An 18,671-nucleotide genomic window follows, 5' to 3' on the forward strand; every position below is an offset into this window, starting at 1 on the left:
ATTTCGTTTGACATCTATATCATAAATAGAGTTAGGTCGCAATCTAATTTGTCTGGATTGCTGGTTATGAAGAGAAACCAAGAAATGAAACGCAAACAAGTCTGGGCCATTGCGGGTCTCACTGTGGCCGCAGCCACTGCCGCGGCTTTTTTTGTGGTTTTGGAAGTACCAAAGCGGGAAGCGGAGGCCGCTGATCCAAGGACGGCTTTCCCCTTGGTTCGGGTTGCTGAGGTAAAGGCCACCGGAATGGCCGAGCGCTCCTTCACAGGCACTGTCGCTTCCCGTGTCCAGAGCAATCTTGGTTTCCGCGTTCCCGGCAAGATCGTTGAGCGGATGGTGGACGTGGGGCAGCAGGTCCGGCGGGGTCAGGCGCTGATGCGCATTGACGAAACTGACCTCCAGCTAGCGCTAACCGCCAAGCGAAACACGGTTTCTGCAGCGCGCGCTATTGTGATTCAGGCGCAGGCTGACGAAAAACGATACGCAGTGCTGGTAAAAAATGGTCTTGCGGCAACTCCGCAGCGTTATGAGCAGGCGAAGACGGCTCTGGATACGGCAACGGCGCAGCTCGCAGCTGCTGAAGCTGCCGCAAAGGTCGCGGAAAACGAAGTAGCTTACGCGGTCCTGTTCGCGGGTTCGGATGGAACCATCGTTCAGACATTAGGAGACCCGGGACAAGTCGTGGCAGCCGGACAGAGCGTGGTTCAACTGGCGCAGTCCGGGCCACGCGAGGCCGTCGTCTGGCTTCCTGAGACGCAGCGACCGGCTCCCGGCTCCCAAGCTCAAGCGAGAATCTATGGCAGCGGAAGTCTCAGTGGCAAGGCCACGCTGCGACAGATTTCCGATTCAGCCGATCCACAAACCCGGACTTACGAGGCGCGCTACATTCTTGAGGGCGATGCGGCGTCAGCCCCGCTTGGCTCGACCGTTACCATAAAAATTGTGGATACTGACCGCGAGCAGGAAGTCGCCGTACCAGTCGGAGCAATCCTCGACAACGGAAATCGCACAGGCGTGTGGGTAGTCAACGGCTCCACATCCACGGTGAAGTTCACACCGGTCAAGGTCCGCCAAATTGGTGAGGAGGCGGCATTTGTCACTGGTATTGACATTGGAGAACAGATTGTCGCTCTAGGCGCGCATCTTCTGGATGATGGTGGGAGCGTTAGGATTGCCTCGCAGCCCGAGGTGAAAAAATAATGAGCTTTAATCTCTCCGCTATCGCAGTGCGTGAGCGCGCCATAACTCTTTTCTTTATCGTGCTGCTGGCAGTCGCTGGCGCCTACGCTTTTATCAAGCTGGGACGAGCCGAAGATCCGTCGTTCACTATCAAGACATTGACGGTCACGTCCGTTTGGCCAGGTGCCACTGCGCGTGAAATGCAGGACCTTGTCGCGGAGCCTCTCGAAAAGCGTATTCAGGAACTCACATGGTATGACCGCGTCGAAACGACGACCAGACCCGGCTACGCTTTTCTGACAGTCACGCTCAAGGATAATACGCCTGCAAGTGCCGTCGCAGAAGAGTTTTATCAGGCGCGCAAAAAGCTTGGCGACGAAGCGCGCAATCTGCCGCCAGGTGTCATGGGCCCGTTCGTCAACGACGAGTATTCAGACGTGAGTTTTGGCCTTTACGCCCTGAAGGCAAAGGGCATGCCGATGCGCGATCTTGTCCGACAAGCGGAGACCATTCGCCAGGATCTTCTGCACGTGCCAGGCGTGAAGAAAATCAACATCGTCGGCGAGCGCCCCGAGCAGATTTTTGTCGAGTTTTCCTATTCGAAACTCGCAACTCTCGGGATATCTGCGCAGGATATTGCTTCTGCGTTGCAGCGACAAAATACGGTCACGCCTGCGGGATCGATTGACACCAAAGGACCACAGGTCTTTATCCGTTTCGACGGAGCATATAACAGCGTTCAGGCGATTGCCGACACGCCGATTGTCGCTGCTGGACGAACATTGAAGATCTCCGACCTTGCGGAGGTTCGGCGCGGTTATCAGGACCCTGCCACTTACGTCATCCGCCACGAGGGCGAACCGACGATCATGCTAAGCGCGGTCATGCAGGCGGGATGGAATGGTCTTGATCTCGGCAAGGCACTGGAGGCTCGCTCTGCCGCCATTGCACAGACACTGCCACTGGGCATGACCCTCACCAAGGTAAGTGATCAGGCTGTCAATATTGACGAGGCCGTCGGCGAGTTCATGCTCAAGTTCGCCATGGCGCTCGGCGTTGTGCTGTTCGTCAGCTTGGTCGCCTTGGGCTGGCGTGTCGGCATCGTGGTGGCGCTTGCTGTGCCGTTAACCCTCGCGGTTGTTTTCCTGATCATGTTGGAAACCGGACGTTTCTTCGACCGCATCACGCTCGGCGCTTTGATCCTCGCCCTCGGCCTCCTTGTTGACGACGCCATTATCGCTATCGAAGTCATGGTGGTGAAGATGGAGGAGGGCATGGACCGCATCAAGGCGGCCGCTTATGCCTGGAGCCATACCGCAGCCCCTATGCTGTCCGGCACGCTGGTTACGATCATCGGACTGATGCCGGTGGGATTCGCAAAATCAACCGCCGGCGAATACGCTGGTAATATTTTCTGGGTCGTCGGTTTCGCCTTGATCGTATCCTGGATCGTCGCCGTCACATTTACACCCTATCTTGGCGTCAAGATGCTGCCAGATATCAAGCCCGTCGAGGGCGGTCATCATGCTATCTATGACACGCCCAATTACCGTCGTCTGCGTTCTATCATCGAGTTCGCAGTTCGCCACAAATTTGTGGTCTGTGCGGTGGTAGGCATTTGCATGGCCGTTTCGATCGTGGGAATGGGTGGTGTAAAGCAGCAGTTCTTCCCGACATCAGATCGCCCGGAGGTGCTGGTTGAAGTGCGCATGCCAGAGGGCACGAGCATCGAGGCGACGACATCCGCGGTGAAGAAGATTGAAAGCTGGTTACAGTCTCAGCCCGAGACAGATATTGTCACGAGTTATGTAGGGCAGGGAGCCCCGCGCTTTTTCTTCGCCATGGCCCCGGAATTGCCCGATCCAGCCTTCGCCAAGATCGTTGTGCTCACGCCCGATGCCCACGCTAGAGAAGAACTTAAGCACCGCTTGAGGGGGGCCGTATCAGAGGGCCTCGTTCCCGAGGCATCCGTGCGTGTGACCCAGCTTGTATTCGGTCCCTACACGCCGTTCCCGGTCGAGTTCCGCATCATTGGCCCCGACCAAATTGAGCTCTACAAGATTTCCGAGCAGGCTCTGGCAATCATGAAGACTGTTCCAAATGTACGCCAAGCCAACAGGGATTGGGGCAACCGCACGCCTGTGCTGCGCTTTTTCCCCGACCAGGAAAGGCTCAGTCTGATCGGTCTCTCACCATCGGAGGCGGCACAACAGATGCAGTTGCTTCTGAGCGGCATTCCTGTCACCCAGGTGCGCGACAACATCCGCAACGTGCCTGTCGTTGCACGCAGTGCTGGCGAGAACCGCCTTGATCCTTCACGACTTGCTGACTTTTCGTTGATGAGCAGAGATGGTCGACAAGTTCCGCTTGATCAGATCGGGCATTCCGAGATCCGCTTCGAGGAGCCGATCTTAAAGCGTCGTGACCGTACCCCGGTGATAACCATCAGGTCCGATATCAACGAGGCAACGCAGCCACCAGAAGTTTCGCAACAGGTGATGAAGGCACTGCAGCCATTAATAGCATCGCTTCCCATTGGATACCGTATCGAGATGGGTGGCAACATCGAGGAATCACTAAAAGCCAACGTCGCTCTCGCTCAGGTTTTCCCGCTGATGATTGCTGCAATGTTGATCGTCATCATCATGCAGGTTCGCAGTCTGTCGACTATGACAATGGTTATGCTGACGGCACCGCTTGGTCTTGCCGGGGTGGTTCCGACATTGATTCTGTTCAATCAACCCTTCGGGTTCAACGCCATTCTCGGGTTGATCGGGCTGGCTGGCATTCTGATGCGCAACACGTTGATCCTGACGGAGCAGATCAAGGAGAACCAAGCGGCTGGGCTTGATGACTACCACGCTGTCATTGAGGCGACAGTGCAACGGACACGACCAGTTATCCTGACTGCGCTAGCAGCGATCCTGGCGTTCATACCACTGACCCACTCAGTGTTCTGGGGGTCTATGGCATACACATTGATTGGGGGAACGGCAGCGGGAACGGTTATGATCCTACTCTTCCTGCCTGCGCTGTACGCCGTGTGGTTCCGAATAACACCACCCCAGAAGGCCCATACTTCCCATTCATCAGGCGAGTATGCCGAGCTAAAACCGTACTAAGCGCTGGCTTTGGGACACACGAACGATAGTTAAAAAAACTTACAGAAAGTTTCGCGACGGGAAAATTAAGCGGGAGGAGCCCAAGGCAAAATATATGTAGCTCAATTTTAGGCGCGTTAAGATATGTATCGTGTGTGTTAGAGCCATGATTATTGACTGGCAATTAATCAACGGCGGAAAAAAATTAGGACATGAATTCTTAAAACCCCATTGCTCATCCATCGGGTTTAATAGGCGTAAACATCCGTATTGATTGGGCGCCCTGGCATTCGCACGAAGTCTGCCTTTAAGTTGATGGGGTCTTCTAATCCTCGTTATGTGCTACGAGTTTTGACGGAAAAATGAGTTCGTCGAAATATGCCCAAACTGTATGCAAGAGCTAATCAGCTGCGACATTCCGGTTGCGAGAATGGAACCCCTTTGGCATGACGTTAACAGTGAGGAGGGGACATGATCCAGTTGATTTTGTATTTGTTGGTTCTGGCCGTATTGTGCATGTGTCCACTGGTAAAAAACGTTTGGGACGCATCTATCTAGAGCTCGCCATTAGCTGTCGGCTCGCGCCTGGCGGATGGCCGGTGATACGTTTAAATGCGCGGCTGAAAGCAGCTTGAGAATTATAACCAAGTTTGTGCGCCACAGTGTCGATCGACAACCTGTCGCGGTTCAGCCATTGGCTGGCAAGCCGCATCCGAAGTTCGGAAGCGTAGCGAAGCGGCGGAATACCGATGGTAGATTGAAAGCGCCCAGCAAAAACAGATCGGGAAATGTTGCATTCAGCCGCCAGCTCTTCTACCGACCAGTCATGACCAGGGTTTCGGTGCAGTGCAAGAATAGCGCGCGCCAGACGCGGATCACGCAAGGCAGCCACGAGACCTGAGGCATTTTCACAGCCGCATTCCACCCAGCCTCGCACGATCATGGCGGCCATAACTTCGGCCAGTCGTGCGAGTACGCCCGCAAATCCGATCCGGCCTGAGCAGATTTCATTCTTCATACTGGTGAAAATGGGTTCCAGTCCGGGATAACGGCCATTATGAGCATCCGCCAGCATGAAGGGCGGCATCAGCGGACCAAGCCCCTGCATTCCGCCCAGATCGAACTCCATACAGCCATAAAATAGAATGGCGCTGGGTATCGTGCTGGTACTCGGGCAGGTGTCTACCCCACTAACCGTGTCGCCAAGAGGGGCTGTGGTAAAGCTGTCGATAGGTTGCACCGGGACACTATCATAGGACAGCAACGCGTGCTCTCCGCCTTGAGGCATGAGAACGGCGTTACCTGCCGATAGCCTTTGAAGCCGTCCATCTGCGCCTCTTAGCAGTGCTGTTCCTATGGCGAGATAGTGGAAATAGGCATAACCGGGTCTGGCATCAAAACTCATGCCGAACTCTGGCCCGGTCTGGATGCGGCGATATTGAACCCCGCGCAGTCGCATCCCGGACAGCAACTCGCTTACGAGGTCGGAGGATAACGCGAAGGAGTCTTGGAAAGTCATGTCAGGAGTTTCAATCAAATATTCAGGTCTGTTAGACATAGATCGTCCGATGATTGATGTCTAGGTTCCGGTTCAAACTGATTGAAAATGGAAAGATCCTAGATGTCTGATATCACTTGCTGCTCAGCATTAAGCACAGGGCCTGATGGCCTAACCCATGAAGACCAGGTATCTGCTTCGTGGCTTGCAGTGTTTTCGCTGACAATGGGCGTATTCGGTCTGCTTACGGCAGAGTATTTGCCTGCGAGCCTGCTGACACCCATGGCTGCCGAGCTTGGTGTGTCTGAGGCTTTGGCAGGGCAAGCCGTTACGGTCACCGCAGTGGTGGCGCTATTTTCCGGTCTTTTTGTACCGGTTCTGACAAGAGGGGTCGACCGGCGCATGGTTCTCCTGGCCTTTTCCACGTTGATGATTGCTTCCAACTTGCTGGTGGCTGTCTCCTCTAGCATAACAATTCTATTGATCATGCGAGTTTTTCTGGGCGTTGCTCTTGGTGGTTTCTGGGCTATGGCCGCGGCTGTCACAATGCGGCTTGTGCCTCCTGAACTCCTTCCACGTGCTCTCTCTATCGTCTTTAGCGGCATTGCTGTGGGGACCGTTGTGTCGGTGCCGCTGGGCAGCTATCTGGGAGAATTATTCGGGTGGCGTAGCGCATTTTATGCAGCAGCGGCTATTGGGGTCGCAACACTGTTGTTTCAACTTTTTACCTTACCGCGGCTTGCGCCTCGCAAAACCACGGCTCGTCTCAGAACGGTGGTCGACGTCGTGCTGCGTCCGGGCATTGCGATTGGCATGCTGGGCTGCATTCTCGCGCACACCGGGCATTACGCGCTGTTCACTTATATAAGGCCATTTCTTGAAAGCACCGCTGGCGTTGGTCCGGATGCGCTGGCGTTGATGCTGCTCGGCTTTGGAATAGCAAATTTTGCTGGTACTCTTCTAGGAGGCTGGTTGATGGAGCGTAGTTTGCACCTGACGCTTGTGCTCATGCCAATGCTTGTTGGCATCGCGGGTCTCGCTCTTGTCTTCCTGCCTGTCTCGGGCCTTGGGCTGGCCCTTCTCGTGGCTTTCTGGGGATTGACGTTCGGCGGTGTACCCGTCGCCTGGTCGACCTGGGTTGCTCGTTCTGTTCCAGATCAGGCGGAAAGCGCCGGTGGAATGGTGGTTGCCTCGGTGCAAGGGGCGATCGCTGCCGGGGCTGCAACCGGAGGCCTCATGTTCGGCTTGAGCGGCATTGTTGGTGTGTTCATAGGTGGCAGCCTGGTGATGCTGCTTGCCGCATTGCTCATAGCACTCCGTGTTAAGGTAAATGCTTCGGCAGGAGATGGAATAGGTGCGGCAAAGGTTCACCTCTGAATACCCGTCGGGGGTGCTGTCACGTTGTTTGCCATGCGGGCGCGTGGAAGCCGCAAGGTGGATTTCAGGCGAGTTGCAGCGCGGCCATCCTCCATTGGGCAGTTGCAGTTTGACGGAAGGATCGGATCTGGGCAGCGGGGCGATTTGATTTGGCGGGAACGAAATGGTTTCGGACGGCTGAGAAGATCGAGACAGATTGTTGCAGCGATCTGATCGTCCTAAATCCTTGCCGGGTTCGTTCACGCTTTCGAAAGGGCAGATGCGAATTTTCGGCCCTGTTGTTCAGGCCTTTATGAGAGCGATGCTCAACGGCGGGCATGACCTGACGCCTGGCGGCGCCATAGGATCGCAGCTTGTCGGTGATGATGCGCTTGGGCGCCAAGCCTTGCTTCTTCAGCAAACGGACCAGCAATCGTTTGGCTGCCTTGGCGTTGCGGCTAACCTGAACGATTTCATCCAGGACGTATCCGCCCGCCTTTATCCACGGCGCGCCACAGCCAGCACTTTTCTCCCTCCGATCCGAACGACGGCCTCGTCGAGATGCCACACGTCGCTGGAAGAAGGCGGTTTGCGGTGCAACCGCGCTGTGAACATGGAACCGTGCGACCTACACCATCGGCGGATTGTTTCATACGAAACTGCCACACCGCGCTCCAGCATCATTTCCTCGACTTCGCGCAGGCTCACATTGAACCGGAAATATAGCCAGATTGCGCGGGCGACGATTTCAATAGGGAAGCGATGATTCTTGTAGGTCGGCGACGAGCTGTTCATCCTACCCGACTATCGCAAATCGATTGACGAAAAATCAATGTGACAATACCATATTTTCACCATGATAATAAATTTATTTTAGGTGAGGTTGGCGCTCGCCCTCCAGGTGGGGGGGGCAGTAGCGCTATTAAGGCCGTATTGGGCGAGGGGACTAAACAACTTGAATTACGAGCGGCGATTAATCAGTTTGATGGTGCACCAGTAATTACAATAATCGAAGGGGCATTTACTGGTTATGTCGATCTAAGGCCTTTTGATTCCGGCGTTATTGTAGACCATATCTCCAAAGCAGAATTGTTGATGCTACCTGGGGTTGTTGATGTTGATATTCATTGTAAATTAGGTCAATTCTTTGAACACAATTCTTGGAATAACTGGTGCATTGTAGCAATTATTATGACGAAAACAGAAGATGAATTTTACGAAACTATTGAGACAGCAAAGCGATTATTCTGGTGTAAATTGGCTTGATGATCGTTTAATTACTATTACGCCTGGATAATTGCCATGAACAATAACATTTACGATCTGGCTAAAATACTTTGGGATTATAATAATATAAGCGTAAAACCGAAAAGTGCAGATGCGCTCATTGTTATGGGAACCAATGATCTTGGAGTTCCAAGGTATGCTGCTAAACTGGTGCAGATGTATAAGTATCGATGGGTTATCGTAACAGGCGGCGTAAGCCATGAAGTCTCTAATAGAGCAGAGCCATTTGGTGGCACTGAGGCCGAGGTTTTTCGTCGCATAATGATTGAACTTGGCTGCCCAGACAATTTAATCTTAGTGGAAAATCGCGCACGAAACACCGGTGCAAATATACTAGAAAGCAAAATACTACTTGATAAACTTGGGATTGTGATTGTTTCAGGACAACTCGTTCATACACCGAGTATGCAACGCCGCTCACTAGCGACAGCCCAGAGACAATGGGACGAAGTGTCCTGGCTAGTTAGTGGACAGTCGATAAGTTTTGAAGAATATATCGAAGATATCAAATTTGAAAAGTTCATTCATGGTTTAGTTGGGGATACCATTCGTATCTTAGAATATCCATCAAAGGGCTTCCAAATAGAACAAACCATGCCATACGAAGTAAGACTAGCACTGGATCAATTAATTAAAATGGGTTTCACAAACAGAACCGGCCCTGACTGGGCCAACCTGCTAAACTTGCCAATGGAATAATGAAACAGGTTGGCCCAGTCGGCCCGAAGCTGCGAAAATGGCCATCACGGTGTAACAAAAGGGTGGCTGTGCTTTGGTTGCGTCACTTTAGATAAAATCCGACCCTATTGTGAAGGAGTTTGGATGTAACTTTGCACCGTCTCTATAGCGTAGACCCAAAAGTGATGTCCGTCAAAATGCTGTCGCAAAAATACCCCCTTCAGTCTTGCTTTTGCGACCGATATTTGCGACACCAATTTGAGAGTGACTTCAGTTCACGATATTTACAGTAAAAAGTCACAATTTCCGCGACATTTCTTCAGGTTTGCGGGCGAGGTAAATCGCCGTGACAAAGTTCCGGCGAACGTGCGCGCCGAATTCCTCGTCCACGATGCGTCCGATCTCGCTCAGCAACCAGGACCGTTTTGCTTCAGGCAGGCGGGCGACCGGCGAGGGCTCTGTCGCAAATTTTTTAGCTGATTAACGACGGCCTTATCTGTGGGCGCAATTATGCTGCGAGTTCGGCAAACACTTCGAATGGCGAGCGGTTGTTGTTGGCGAATTGCTTCTTGCGGATCATATGAGCCACTTCGATGCCAGCAATCGTTGCTGATGCGCTGTCAAACGCCTTGAAGCCCAATGTGTGTTTGGTGATCCGCTTGATGAAACGATGATCCTGTTCAACAATGTTGTTCAGATATTTGACTTGCAGAATTTCGATCATCTTGCCCGTGACCGTGATTTTCAGGATTGTGTTTACAGCTTGTGCTCCGGCCAGATTGGCTCCACTTTTATCAATGACTATTTTGTGCGGAGCGCCGTTGCTTGCAATGGCCTTTTTAAAGAAACGTCTCGCAGCGCCGAGATTTCGGCGTTCGGAAAGCATGAAATCAAGAGTTTGTCCGTCACGATCAACGGCCCGGTATAGATAGGTCCATGTGCCTTTGACTTTTATATAGGTCTCGTCAACGCGCCAGGATCCAAGCGTTCGACGTTTACGCTTCTGTGCTTGTTCTGCGATCTGTGGCGAGTAACGAACAACCCAGCGGTTCAAGGTTGCATGGTCAACGTCTACACCACGTTCAGCCAAAATCTCCTGCAGATCACGATAGGAAACTGAATAACGGACATAGAAGAAAACAGCGTAAAGTATGACACTTTTGGGAAAGTGAGCACCTTTGAAATTCACCGTCATCCGCTTCCACCTCATTGAGTTACATGCACCGATCGGGACATAACTCGGCAGAACTGAATTTTTGCGACAAAGCCAACCTAGGTCCTTTGTGAGGAAATGCAGTGCGATAGCTATGCTCTGATTGCAGAGTCGACGGTTCGGTCCCTTCAACGTATGACAGAGTATTTTTGTCATAGTCAGGGTGCGATCGCTAACGACCTTACTGGTAACCTGGCAGACGGACACCAATTTCGCGCGCTCCGGATTCTTGACTTGGAATCAAAAGCAAAAGCACTCCCTAAAAATTTGCGCCGTTAACTGTTGAGGCTAAAATTCGCGCGCACTCAACGGTCTGATCAGATTTTGCGTCCCTGGTAGGATGTCTGCCAGAGGGTGGATTGCAGACTGGCAGGTTGTAGACCTTTCGGTGCAAAGCTGCTGTTGTTACTGTATCCGAAACCAACCTAATTTGCGGAGACCAACGTGGCAAAGCAGGCATTCATTATAGGGGGAACCGGACAGATTGGCCGTGCGATTGGCCTGAAGCTCCTGGAGGAAGGCTGGGCGGTCACCTTTGCGAGTCGAGGTGGATATATTCCCGATGTCGCTTTAGGCCGCAATGCCAAGGCAATCGTTTTAGACCGAGATCAACCCGGTGCCTTGTCGCAGTCCATTGGCCAAGGTGCGGATGCCGTGATCGATACCGTGGCATACGACGAGACCCACGCAAACCAACTGCTCGACATTGAGGCGTCGGTTGGGCAATTCGTGGTGATCTCGTCCTCCAGCGTTTATCGCGATGGAGCGGGCAGGACGCTTGATGAAGCCCGGGAAAACGGCTTTCCCGATCTTCCAGACGGAATGACGGAGAAACAGCCCACAGTCGAGCCAGGCCTCGAAAACTACTCGACAAAAAAGGTCGCTTTAGAAAGACGACTTCTCGACGCTGCACAGCAACCTGTCACGATCCTGCGTCCTGCTGCTATCCACGGCACCCATTCCACCCACCCCCGCGAATGGTGGTTTGTGAAACGCATGATGGATGGGCGCGTAGTCATACCGCTTTGCTTCAATGGACAAAGTCGTTTCCATACGACCGCAGCACTCAACATCGCGGACCCTATCGCTCCGACTGTAAATGAAATTGGCTCTCATATAGCCACAGCCATGGGATGGAATGGGACTTTGGTCCCGATTAACATGGGCGATCCACGTCTCGGCTCCCCCATTGGTTGGACACCATGGTCGGTGCCCGCCCCATTCACTTTGAGCACTGAAGCCGCACGGCAGATTGGATACACGCCAGCGACCGACTATGCGCGTTCAGTTTTTGCCACCTGCGAGTGGCTTAGAAACTCGGCAGACGAAAAGTGGCAAAAGCGGTTTCCGGTTCTGGCTGGCTATACAGTTCCATTATTCGATTACGAGGCTGAGGACGCATTCTTTAGCAGCTAGCCCATTTAGCTCGTCCGCTATTGAGCAGGCGGTGGCGCAACCGAAAGGGCCGGAATGAGGTCGGAAGCGGTCGTTAAAGTCGCCTAGGATTTACAATTGCCCGCGCTCATTAGCCGTTCAAAGTATACTGATCGGAGATTAGTCCCACGATTGCTGCACACTATGTCACGCATTTCTGAATCCACGTCAAAAACAAATGAGCCGCTAACAAATATTCCGCCCAATTACTTATGCGACCGTCTTTCGACGTCGGTGTTGCTCTCGCGCGTCTCGATGAGGGACTTGAGCAGTCGCCAGTGGAGAGAGGGAACATCGAAGAGTTCTGGTTTGTCGAGACCTTTTCATCGCTGTGGTTCAATGAGGAGTTGGTTGAGATCGAGGACTTGGTACTACAGAAGGTGCGCGCGATATCCGCTCAACCGATCACGCCCTGACTATTGCCTGCGATGGGTTGACAAGCCAAACACATTTGCTGGCGTTCAATATGGGCTGCCTGAAAACTCTTCGTGTTGATCGGCGGGGGCACCGCGATTTCGAAACCCAGCTACGCGCCAGTCTTGACGGGCTGATTGCCGGGATCGACCTCGGTTTCAAAGAACATGACCAGTTGTTGCTAGCGCGCCAGATGTTAGGGCGGCGGCTTACCGGCCGTCGCGCCTCGTCAAGTCTGCCGGGTTCATTGAACTGGTGCTGGCGAGGCCATTGGTTTCAGCCAGCATGATCGCCGCAAGCTCGATATCTCACCCCGTGCTGCCCTTCTCGTCTTGCGTGGAATGATCGGAGGGGCGGAGGTTTTGCGTATGGGCGTTTTTTCAAGATGCAGTCAAGGCTACTCGGATGACCGACGCATCTCCCGGAACCTTCACCACAACGTCAGTACCTACTGGAAATACGGCGCCCAGCTTCATTTCGAGAAGGTTGCATATACGTTGGGGGCACCGATCATCATACTCGCTACTATCCGAAAGGCGGGTAATTCAATGATCAACACGTTCGATCTAAACAGGTATTGACAACGAGCCTAATCATAGATAAATTATATCTACGATTAGGAGATGCAACATGAAACTGAGCGAAGGCGTCGAGCAGGCCATCCACTGTGCGGCATTTCTGGCGGGGCTGTCCGACGACGGCGTCCTGTCGGCGGCAGCACTGGCCGAACTCCACGGCGTGTCGACGAGCTATCTGCTGAAGCATTTGCAAGCGCTTTCTGGCGCCGGGATAGTCGCGACGACACCGGGGCCGAAAGGGGGCTATCGGCTGGCAAAGGCGCCTGGTGACATCAGTCTCCTGGACATCGTCCTCGCGGTCGAGGGGCCGGCCCCCGCCTTTCGGTGCGCCGAGATCCGCCAGCGGGGGCCGAACCCTCTGCCGCAGCGCTATTTCACAAAGCCCTGCCAGATCAACGCTGCGATGCTGAAGGCCGAGAGGGCCTATCGTGCAGAGCTCGCCAAGGTGTCGGTCGCGGACCTTTTGGCGGGTCTCGGTGCTGACGACGACGGCGGTATCGCCGCTCGCGGATGCGCCTTCCTTGAACTCCACGAACGCAAGACGGGCAATCGCGCCTCGTCATAGGAGAAAATATCATGACCAAGATGAAGAAGGTCGTCGTGATCGGTGGCACGGGTCTAATCGGATCAAAGGTAGTGAAGCTGCTGCAGGACGCCAGCCAAAACGCCGTCATCGCAAGCTCCCGCAACGGCATCAACGCCTATACGGGAGAAGGACTGGTAGAAGCCTTCGCCGACGCCGACGCCGTCATTGATGTGTCGAACATAATGTCCTTTGACAAGGAAGCACTCGTCGATTTCTTCGGGACGTCAAGCAGGAACCTGACCAGCGCGGAAAAGGCCGCGGGCGTGCGCCATCACGTCGTCCTCTCGATCGTCAACGCGGATGGTCTTGCCGCCAATCCCTACATGGCGGGCAAAGTGGTGCAGGAGGAGAGCGTTGCAACCTCAGGCCAAGGTTATACCATCGTTAGGGCGACGCAATTCCATGAGTTCATCGAGACGCTGGCAGGCGCCTATACAGTCGACGGCGGGGTGAAGGTGCCTGACATCGACTTCCAGCCACTCGCGGCCGACGACGTCGCCGCCATTCTGGTGGAGACTGCACTAGGCGAACCGAAGAACGGAATTATCGATCTTGCTGGGCCGGAACGGGCATCGTTCGAATCTTTTATCCGGACGTATCTCGAGGCAAAGGGGGACGTTCCTGCCGTCGAAGCGAACGCGGAAGTCGACTACTTCGGCGCCCCTGTCATCAACGGATCGCTCGTCCCAAGCGGAGCTTACATTGAAGGCCGGGTGACGATCGCTGAATGGCTTACCGCTTAACCAACAGCAAAACAGGAGAAAATCATGAAGAAGTTCATCTATGTTGCCGCTATGCTCGCAGCATCGTTGGCCACAGCTCAGGCTCATGACGTCACTAAGACTGCACTCGCATATGATACGAAGAACGCCAAGGTGACCCTGGTCTACGAGCATCCTCTTCCAGACGTTCCAGGCAAAAGCATCAAAGCTGCATTAGTGGAGTATGGCCCCGGCGGTTATAGCTCCGCGCACACACATGCGAAGTCTGCCCTGATCTACGCAACGATCCTCGAAGGGGCAATTTTGAGTGCGGTGAACGGTGGCGAGGTGAAAACCTTTACTGCTGGCCAGAGCTTCACGGAACTTCCCGGCGACCTGCACGACGTCTCCGCCAATGCCAGCAAGACAGAGCCAGCGAAACTCCTCGCGGTCTTTGTCGTCAATTCCGACGATACCGACCTGACGACCCCGCGCAAGCCGTAGTCGGACGACACGATTCCTGATCCTTCTTAATCTTTGAATAAGTAATGGCGGCTCTCCGGCGGACGCAGAGTCGCGCCCTCAAGAAAGGAATGCAACATGTCCCGAATCAACTGGTCCCAAGTCGCACCCGAAGGTGCAAAGGCGCTTTACGGGATCCATCACTACGTCACAGCCAAGACGAATCTACCGGAAGAGTTGATCCATCTCGTCTTTCTGCGTGTCTCTCAGATTAATGGCTGCGCCCACTGTATCGACATGCACAGCCGCGATCTGCGCAAAACGATGTCAGTAGACAAGATCACTCTACTCCCGGTCTGGGACGAGGTGCCCCATCTGTTCGACGACCAGGAACGGGCCGCACTCGCTTGGGCCGAAGAAGTTACGAATGTCAGCCAGACCCATGCCTCCGACGAGGCTTATGCCGCCGCCTCAGCCGCCTTCGAACCGAAGGACCTCGTCGATCTCACTATTACGATCGCCGCGATGAACGCGTTCAATCGCCTCGGGGCGCCGTTCCGTCTTCCGGTGGCAGCCAAGGCTTGATTCGCCCAATGTGTGTGTTCTGGTTCCGGCTTGGGCGTGATAACCTCACCGAGGCCGCACACCATTAAGAAACAGCGTTACTGCAGAGGCGACAGTGGCCTGCGCCTCCCCTTCGGTAGGGGGAGGTCGCAATCCAAGCACAACCTGCAAATGAAGATTGTCGCGGATCATTCCAACAAAATGCCCGGCAACAAGCAAAGGATCACCTATCCGAATTTCTTTGCGATCGGCTGCAGCTTGTAGAACTTTAGCAAGATGCTCCGTAGTACGCCCCGGACCTCTTTCGTAGAACAAGCGCGCAAGATCGGGAATTCGACCAGCTTCAGTGATAATGATACGATAAATACCCAGGACTGGAGGGCTCATGTAAACCGCAAGTAAGTGAGTTCCAAAAACCGTCAGCGTGTTGGGCAAGTCATTTTGGGTATTGTAGTCTAGAGAGAGTGCTGAGATTGCGCGATCAGCACTGTCGGCGACCAGAGCCAGGAACAATCCTTCCTTGTTCCCAAACTCGCTGTAGATTGTTCGCTTTGATCCACCTGTACGTTCAATGATCGCATCGATACTGGTGGTTGCGTAGCCTTGCTCAAAAAAAAGCTGAGCTGCGGCACGAAGTATAGCCTGCCGTCGAAGTTGTGTCCGTTCGCTTTTCGTAGCGGTCACTTATATCTGCCCTTTTAATATTGCTGCTTGACTGGTAATTGCCATTACCGTATCTGTCAACGGTAATGGCAATTACCAATTGGTGCAAACATGTCGACCAGTAAGAAGAAAATCGTTGGCCTGGTATTTTGTCTCATTGCGATTGCAACCGCTGCAGGAGGCTGGATGTGGACGCGCTCGACTGAGCGAGCGACGACTGACAATGCCTACGTACGTGCCAATACAACCTCTATAGCACCCAAGGTAACCGGATATGTCACCGTCGTAGAGGTGGCCGATAATCAGACGGTGCGAGCTAATGACGTCTTGTTCAGAATCGATGACTTAGATTTCCGCGCCCGTCTGTCGCAAGCTGAAGCAAATTTGCAGGCCGCACAGGCTCATATCGAAAATGTAGAAGCTGAGATCCAGCTGCAGCATATTTTGGTCAAGCAGGCGACGGCGCAGAAGCAGGCGGCACAAGCAGATCTTGCTCTTGCTGTCAAAGCGTCCCAGCGACAGCGTGAACTCGTTCGAACACATTCGGTCAGCAGGGCGCAGGTCGACGAAAGCGATGCTGCCAGATCAAAAGCAGAAGCCGCTTTGCTAGGTGTAGAGGCCGCGTACGAGGCACAAGAAGCACGCATAAAAGTTCTCACAACACAAAAGGAAGCTGTCCTGGCTGCTGTGCTTCTGGCCAAGGCTGCGCGTGATCTGGCCCAAATTGATCTCGACAATACAGTCGTTCGCGCTCCCTTTGACGGTGTTATTGGTAACCGTCAGGTCCGCGTCGGACGCCTCGTATCCCCTGGAGCCTCCTTGATCGATCTGGTGCCAATCAAGGACGTATGGATCGTCGCAAATTTCAAAGAGACACAGATCGAGAACATTCAACCCGGCCAGTCAGCTCAAGTAACGCTCGACGCCTATCCAGGAATAATTATCGACGGAAAAGTTGATAGTTTTGCGCCGGGTAGCGGATCCACATTCAGTCTTCTTCCTGCTGATAACGCAACCGGCAATTTTGTCCGTGTCGTGCAACGTGTTCCAGTCAAGATCAAACTTGTTCAGAACCCAATTCCTGGTCGCCTGGTTCCCGGGCTTTCTGCCCGGGTTCAGATCATTATGGGGAGCGAGGGCTGATGATCTCTCGCCGAAACGTCTCGATCCAGACCAGGCAAAATACAGGATGCCTCCTCCTCGCTGGCATTGTGATTGCCACTTTGACTGACGCGATTGCGGGTACAGCTTTGACACTTGGCAAAGGTGACATGATCGGTGACCTATATGCAACTCCAGATGAATTTGCATGGCTCGATGTCGGGTATACGACTTCGAAAATGATTGGGTTCCTGACAGCGTCCTGGATAGCGAGGACTGTCAATATGCGCGTTATCGTTGTTGTAGCAACCTTGACAATAACAGTGGCAAGTGCAGTCACAGCTCTGACGATCCGACTGGACTTGCTGATTGTTGTGCGCGCATGTCAGGGGTTTTCGGGAGGAATTTTACTGGTTATCGGACAAACAGTAATTTTCCGAGATTTTCGCGCTTCTCGCCAACCATTGCTGCAAGCCTTGTTTGCAATAGGGGCTGTCGTTGCACCAGCAACTATCATACCGGCCCTCCAGGGATGGCTATTGGACAACTATTCATGGACATGGATTTTTCTCTCAGTAGTTCCTATCGGACTGCTGGCTGCCGGGCTTGTGCTCCTATCAGAAGAACCCAACGATAACCATATTCCCTATAGGCGCTTTGATTGGAGTGGCTTTCTACTCGCATCGATCACGCTTTTCTGCCTCGTCTATGTGCTCAGCCAAGGCGACCGTTGGAACTGGTTCGATGAACGCCGCATCCGGTGGCTGACCGGAATAGGTGTTGTGACACTTTGCATGTTTGTCGGTCAACAAGCGAGCCGGCCTGAGGATGACGGACTGCTCGAACTGAGCGTTTTCAGATCAGTCAATTTTACGTTCGCATTCATAGTAAGTTTTGTAGCTGGTGCAGCGCTATTTGGAAGCAGCTATTTGATTCCGAATTTCGCAGTCTCCGTTTTGGCTTTCACGCCAACGGATACCGGTGTTCTTTTGCTTGCCAGTAGCATTTTTTTTGTATTTTCGCTTCTCTTATCTGCCTTTTTCATCCAGGGCCTCGGTGTCTCTCCAATTGCCACCGTACCTTTCGGAATTGTCATGCTTATGACTTCTATGTGGCTCTTGTCAGGCTCAGCGATCGATAGCGGAATAGGCGACATGAGAAACGCCGTTCTCCTGCGGGGCTTGAGCCTTGGCTTTCTATTTCTTTCCATTACCTTGATCGCATTCAGTACGGTGAGCGCGTGCAGCCTCCCTGCTGCGATTGGAATCTTCAACACTGGTCGCCAGTTCGGCGGTCTCCTAGGTGTAGCTTGTCTTCAGTCTCTAATGACGCGGCATATTGCAGGCAATGTATCGGTGCTCGGCAGCCATATTACAGCTGGATATTCTGCTGTAGGTGAACGATTAGGAACTAGTGCGGCAGTTCTTGAGGCCCGCGGGATGACTACTGTGGCTGCAGATCAGGCGTCCAGGTTTTTTTTGGGCAAGGCTGTCGCAATCCAATCTACGGTAATCGCTTTCGATACGGCATTTCTCACGGTTGCCTTGCTTTTCGTTTTCGCTTCGCCGGCATTGATACTCACCAAGATCATTCTGACGCGAATGGCGAGCACCCAAAATACCCCGCAGGTAAATTCTGTAGATTATCGGGACAAGGAGCTATCCACCTTTACCTCCGACAAGAGTCACAACGGCAGTCGCAAGCATTTATAACCGCAGTACAAGCCCTGTTTAGTACTTCGTGCGCGAGACCGATAACCATCATTCATAGTCTCCGCTTGGAAAACATATCTGAAGTGCATCAAGCTCGTGATGAGGATATACCGTGGGGGTAGTTTTGCAGTTCTTGTCCATCCA

At 53.3% G+C, this 18,671-nt stretch carries 16 protein-coding genes and 2 pseudogenes; 14 read left to right on the forward strand and 4 right to left on the reverse strand.

The features are described 5' to 3' along the window. Nucleotides 1–84: 84 nt before the first annotated feature. Together KMS41_19580 and KMS41_19585 are read left to right on the forward strand one after the other, a co-directional pair. Entirely contained in the window at nucleotides 85–1,200 is a 1,116-nt protein-coding gene (locus tag KMS41_19580) for an efflux RND transporter periplasmic adaptor subunit (GenBank protein QWK80785.1), read from the forward strand. Further along, a complete protein-coding gene (locus KMS41_19585) occupies nucleotides 1,200–4,301 on the forward strand; it encodes an efflux RND transporter permease subunit (protein ID QWK80786.1) in 3,102 nt (1,033 codons plus the stop codon). Before KMS41_19580 ends, KMS41_19585 begins: the two co-directional genes overlap by 1 nt. 529 nt (nucleotides 4,302–4,830) lie before the next feature. On the opposite strand, the gene KMS41_19590 is transcribed toward KMS41_19585, so the two are convergent. Next, nucleotides 4,831–5,799 carry an AraC family transcriptional regulator gene (locus KMS41_19590; GenBank protein QWK80787.1) on the reverse strand — a complete coding sequence of 323 codons (969 nt, stop codon included), beginning with the start codon at nucleotides 5,797–5,799 and terminating at the stop codon, nucleotides 4,831–4,833. A gap of 102 nt (nucleotides 5,800–5,901) precedes the next feature. On the opposite strand from KMS41_19590, the gene KMS41_19595 reads away from it, so the two are divergent. After that, the gene (locus KMS41_19595) at nucleotides 5,902–7,155 is read left to right on the forward strand and encodes an MFS transporter (protein QWK80788.1); all 1,254 of its coding nucleotides are present in this window, start codon (nucleotides 5,902–5,904) and stop codon (nucleotides 7,153–7,155) included. 64 nt (nucleotides 7,156–7,219) lie between these two features. Here the strand turns inward: KMS41_19595 and KMS41_19600 are convergent. Beyond that, a pseudogene (locus KMS41_19600) lies at nucleotides 7,220–7,929 on the reverse strand (IS6 family transposase). Nucleotides 7,930–7,968: 39 nt separating this feature from the next. Here KMS41_19600 and KMS41_19605 point away from each other — a divergent pair. Together KMS41_19605 and KMS41_19610 are read left to right on the forward strand one after the other, a co-directional pair. Then, nucleotides 7,969–8,400, forward strand: a complete 432-nt coding sequence (locus KMS41_19605) for a hypothetical protein (GenBank protein ID QWK80789.1) — start codon at nucleotides 7,969–7,971, stop codon at nucleotides 8,398–8,400. Nucleotides 8,401–8,436: 36 nt separating this feature from the next. After that, on the forward strand, nucleotides 8,437–9,120 hold the full coding sequence (locus tag KMS41_19610; GenBank protein QWK80790.1) for a YdcF family protein: 684 nt from the start codon (nucleotides 8,437–8,439) through the stop codon (nucleotides 9,118–9,120). A gap of 487 nt (nucleotides 9,121–9,607) precedes the next feature. On the opposite strand, the gene KMS41_19615 is transcribed toward KMS41_19610, so the two are convergent. Beyond that, on the reverse strand, nucleotides 9,608–10,294 hold the full coding sequence (locus tag KMS41_19615; protein ID QWK80791.1) for an IS6 family transposase: 687 nt from the start codon (nucleotides 10,292–10,294) through the stop codon (nucleotides 9,608–9,610). Nucleotides 10,295–10,756: 462 nt separating this feature from the next. Here KMS41_19615 and KMS41_19620 point away from each other — a divergent pair, with 462 nt between their 5' ends. The 7 genes and pseudogenes from KMS41_19620 (at nucleotide 10,757) to KMS41_19650 (ending at nucleotide 15,072) form a co-directional block, all read left to right on the forward strand. Continuing rightward, complete coding sequence (locus tag KMS41_19620; GenBank protein QWK80792.1) at nucleotides 10,757–11,728, forward strand: NAD(P)H-binding protein; 972 nt, start codon at nucleotides 10,757–10,759, stop codon at nucleotides 11,726–11,728. Between the two features lie 230 nt (nucleotides 11,729–11,958). Further along, entirely contained in the window at nucleotides 11,959–12,162 is a 204-nt protein-coding gene (locus KMS41_19625; protein QWK80793.1) for a hypothetical protein, read from the forward strand. A 50-nt stretch (nucleotides 12,163–12,212) separates the two neighbouring features. Then, nucleotides 12,213–12,741: pseudogene (locus KMS41_19630) on the forward strand (DUF1612 and helix-turn-helix domain-containing protein). 49 nt (nucleotides 12,742–12,790) lie between these two features. Continuing rightward, complete coding sequence (locus KMS41_19635) at nucleotides 12,791–13,303, forward strand: Rrf2 family transcriptional regulator (protein QWK80794.1); 513 nt, start codon at nucleotides 12,791–12,793, stop codon at nucleotides 13,301–13,303. 11 nt (nucleotides 13,304–13,314) lie between these two features. Next, the gene (locus tag KMS41_19640) at nucleotides 13,315–14,067 is read left to right on the forward strand and encodes an NAD(P)H-binding protein (GenBank protein QWK80795.1); all 753 of its coding nucleotides are present in this window, start codon (nucleotides 13,315–13,317) and stop codon (nucleotides 14,065–14,067) included. Nucleotides 14,068–14,091: 24 nt separating this feature from the next. Next, a complete protein-coding gene (locus KMS41_19645) occupies nucleotides 14,092–14,529 on the forward strand; it encodes a cupin domain-containing protein (GenBank protein ID QWK80796.1) in 438 nt (145 codons plus the stop codon). A 96-nt stretch (nucleotides 14,530–14,625) separates the two neighbouring features. Beyond that, nucleotides 14,626–15,072 carry a carboxymuconolactone decarboxylase family protein gene (locus KMS41_19650; protein QWK80797.1) on the forward strand — a complete coding sequence of 149 codons (447 nt, stop codon included), beginning with the start codon at nucleotides 14,626–14,628 and terminating at the stop codon, nucleotides 15,070–15,072. Nucleotides 15,073–15,117: 45 nt separating this feature from the next. Here KMS41_19650 and KMS41_19655 read toward each other — a convergent pair whose 3' ends face one another. After that, the gene (locus tag KMS41_19655) at nucleotides 15,118–15,735 is read right to left on the reverse strand and encodes a TetR/AcrR family transcriptional regulator (protein QWK80798.1); all 618 of its coding nucleotides are present in this window, start codon (nucleotides 15,733–15,735) and stop codon (nucleotides 15,118–15,120) included. 90 nt (nucleotides 15,736–15,825) lie between these two features. On the opposite strand from KMS41_19655, the gene KMS41_19660 reads away from it, so the two are divergent. Further along, on the forward strand, nucleotides 15,826–16,857 hold the full coding sequence (locus KMS41_19660; GenBank protein ID QWK80799.1) for an HlyD family secretion protein: 1,032 nt from the start codon (nucleotides 15,826–15,828) through the stop codon (nucleotides 16,855–16,857). Next, the gene (locus KMS41_19665) at nucleotides 16,857–18,527 is read left to right on the forward strand and encodes a DHA2 family efflux MFS transporter permease subunit (GenBank protein QWK80800.1); all 1,671 of its coding nucleotides are present in this window, start codon (nucleotides 16,857–16,859) and stop codon (nucleotides 18,525–18,527) included. Before KMS41_19660 ends, KMS41_19665 begins: the two co-directional genes overlap by 1 nt. The last annotated feature ends 144 nt before the right edge of the window (nucleotides 18,528–18,671 follow it).

The organism is Ochrobactrum sp. BTU1 (assembly GCA_018798825.1).
GTDB lineage: Bacteria > Pseudomonadota > Alphaproteobacteria > Rhizobiales > Rhizobiaceae > Brucella.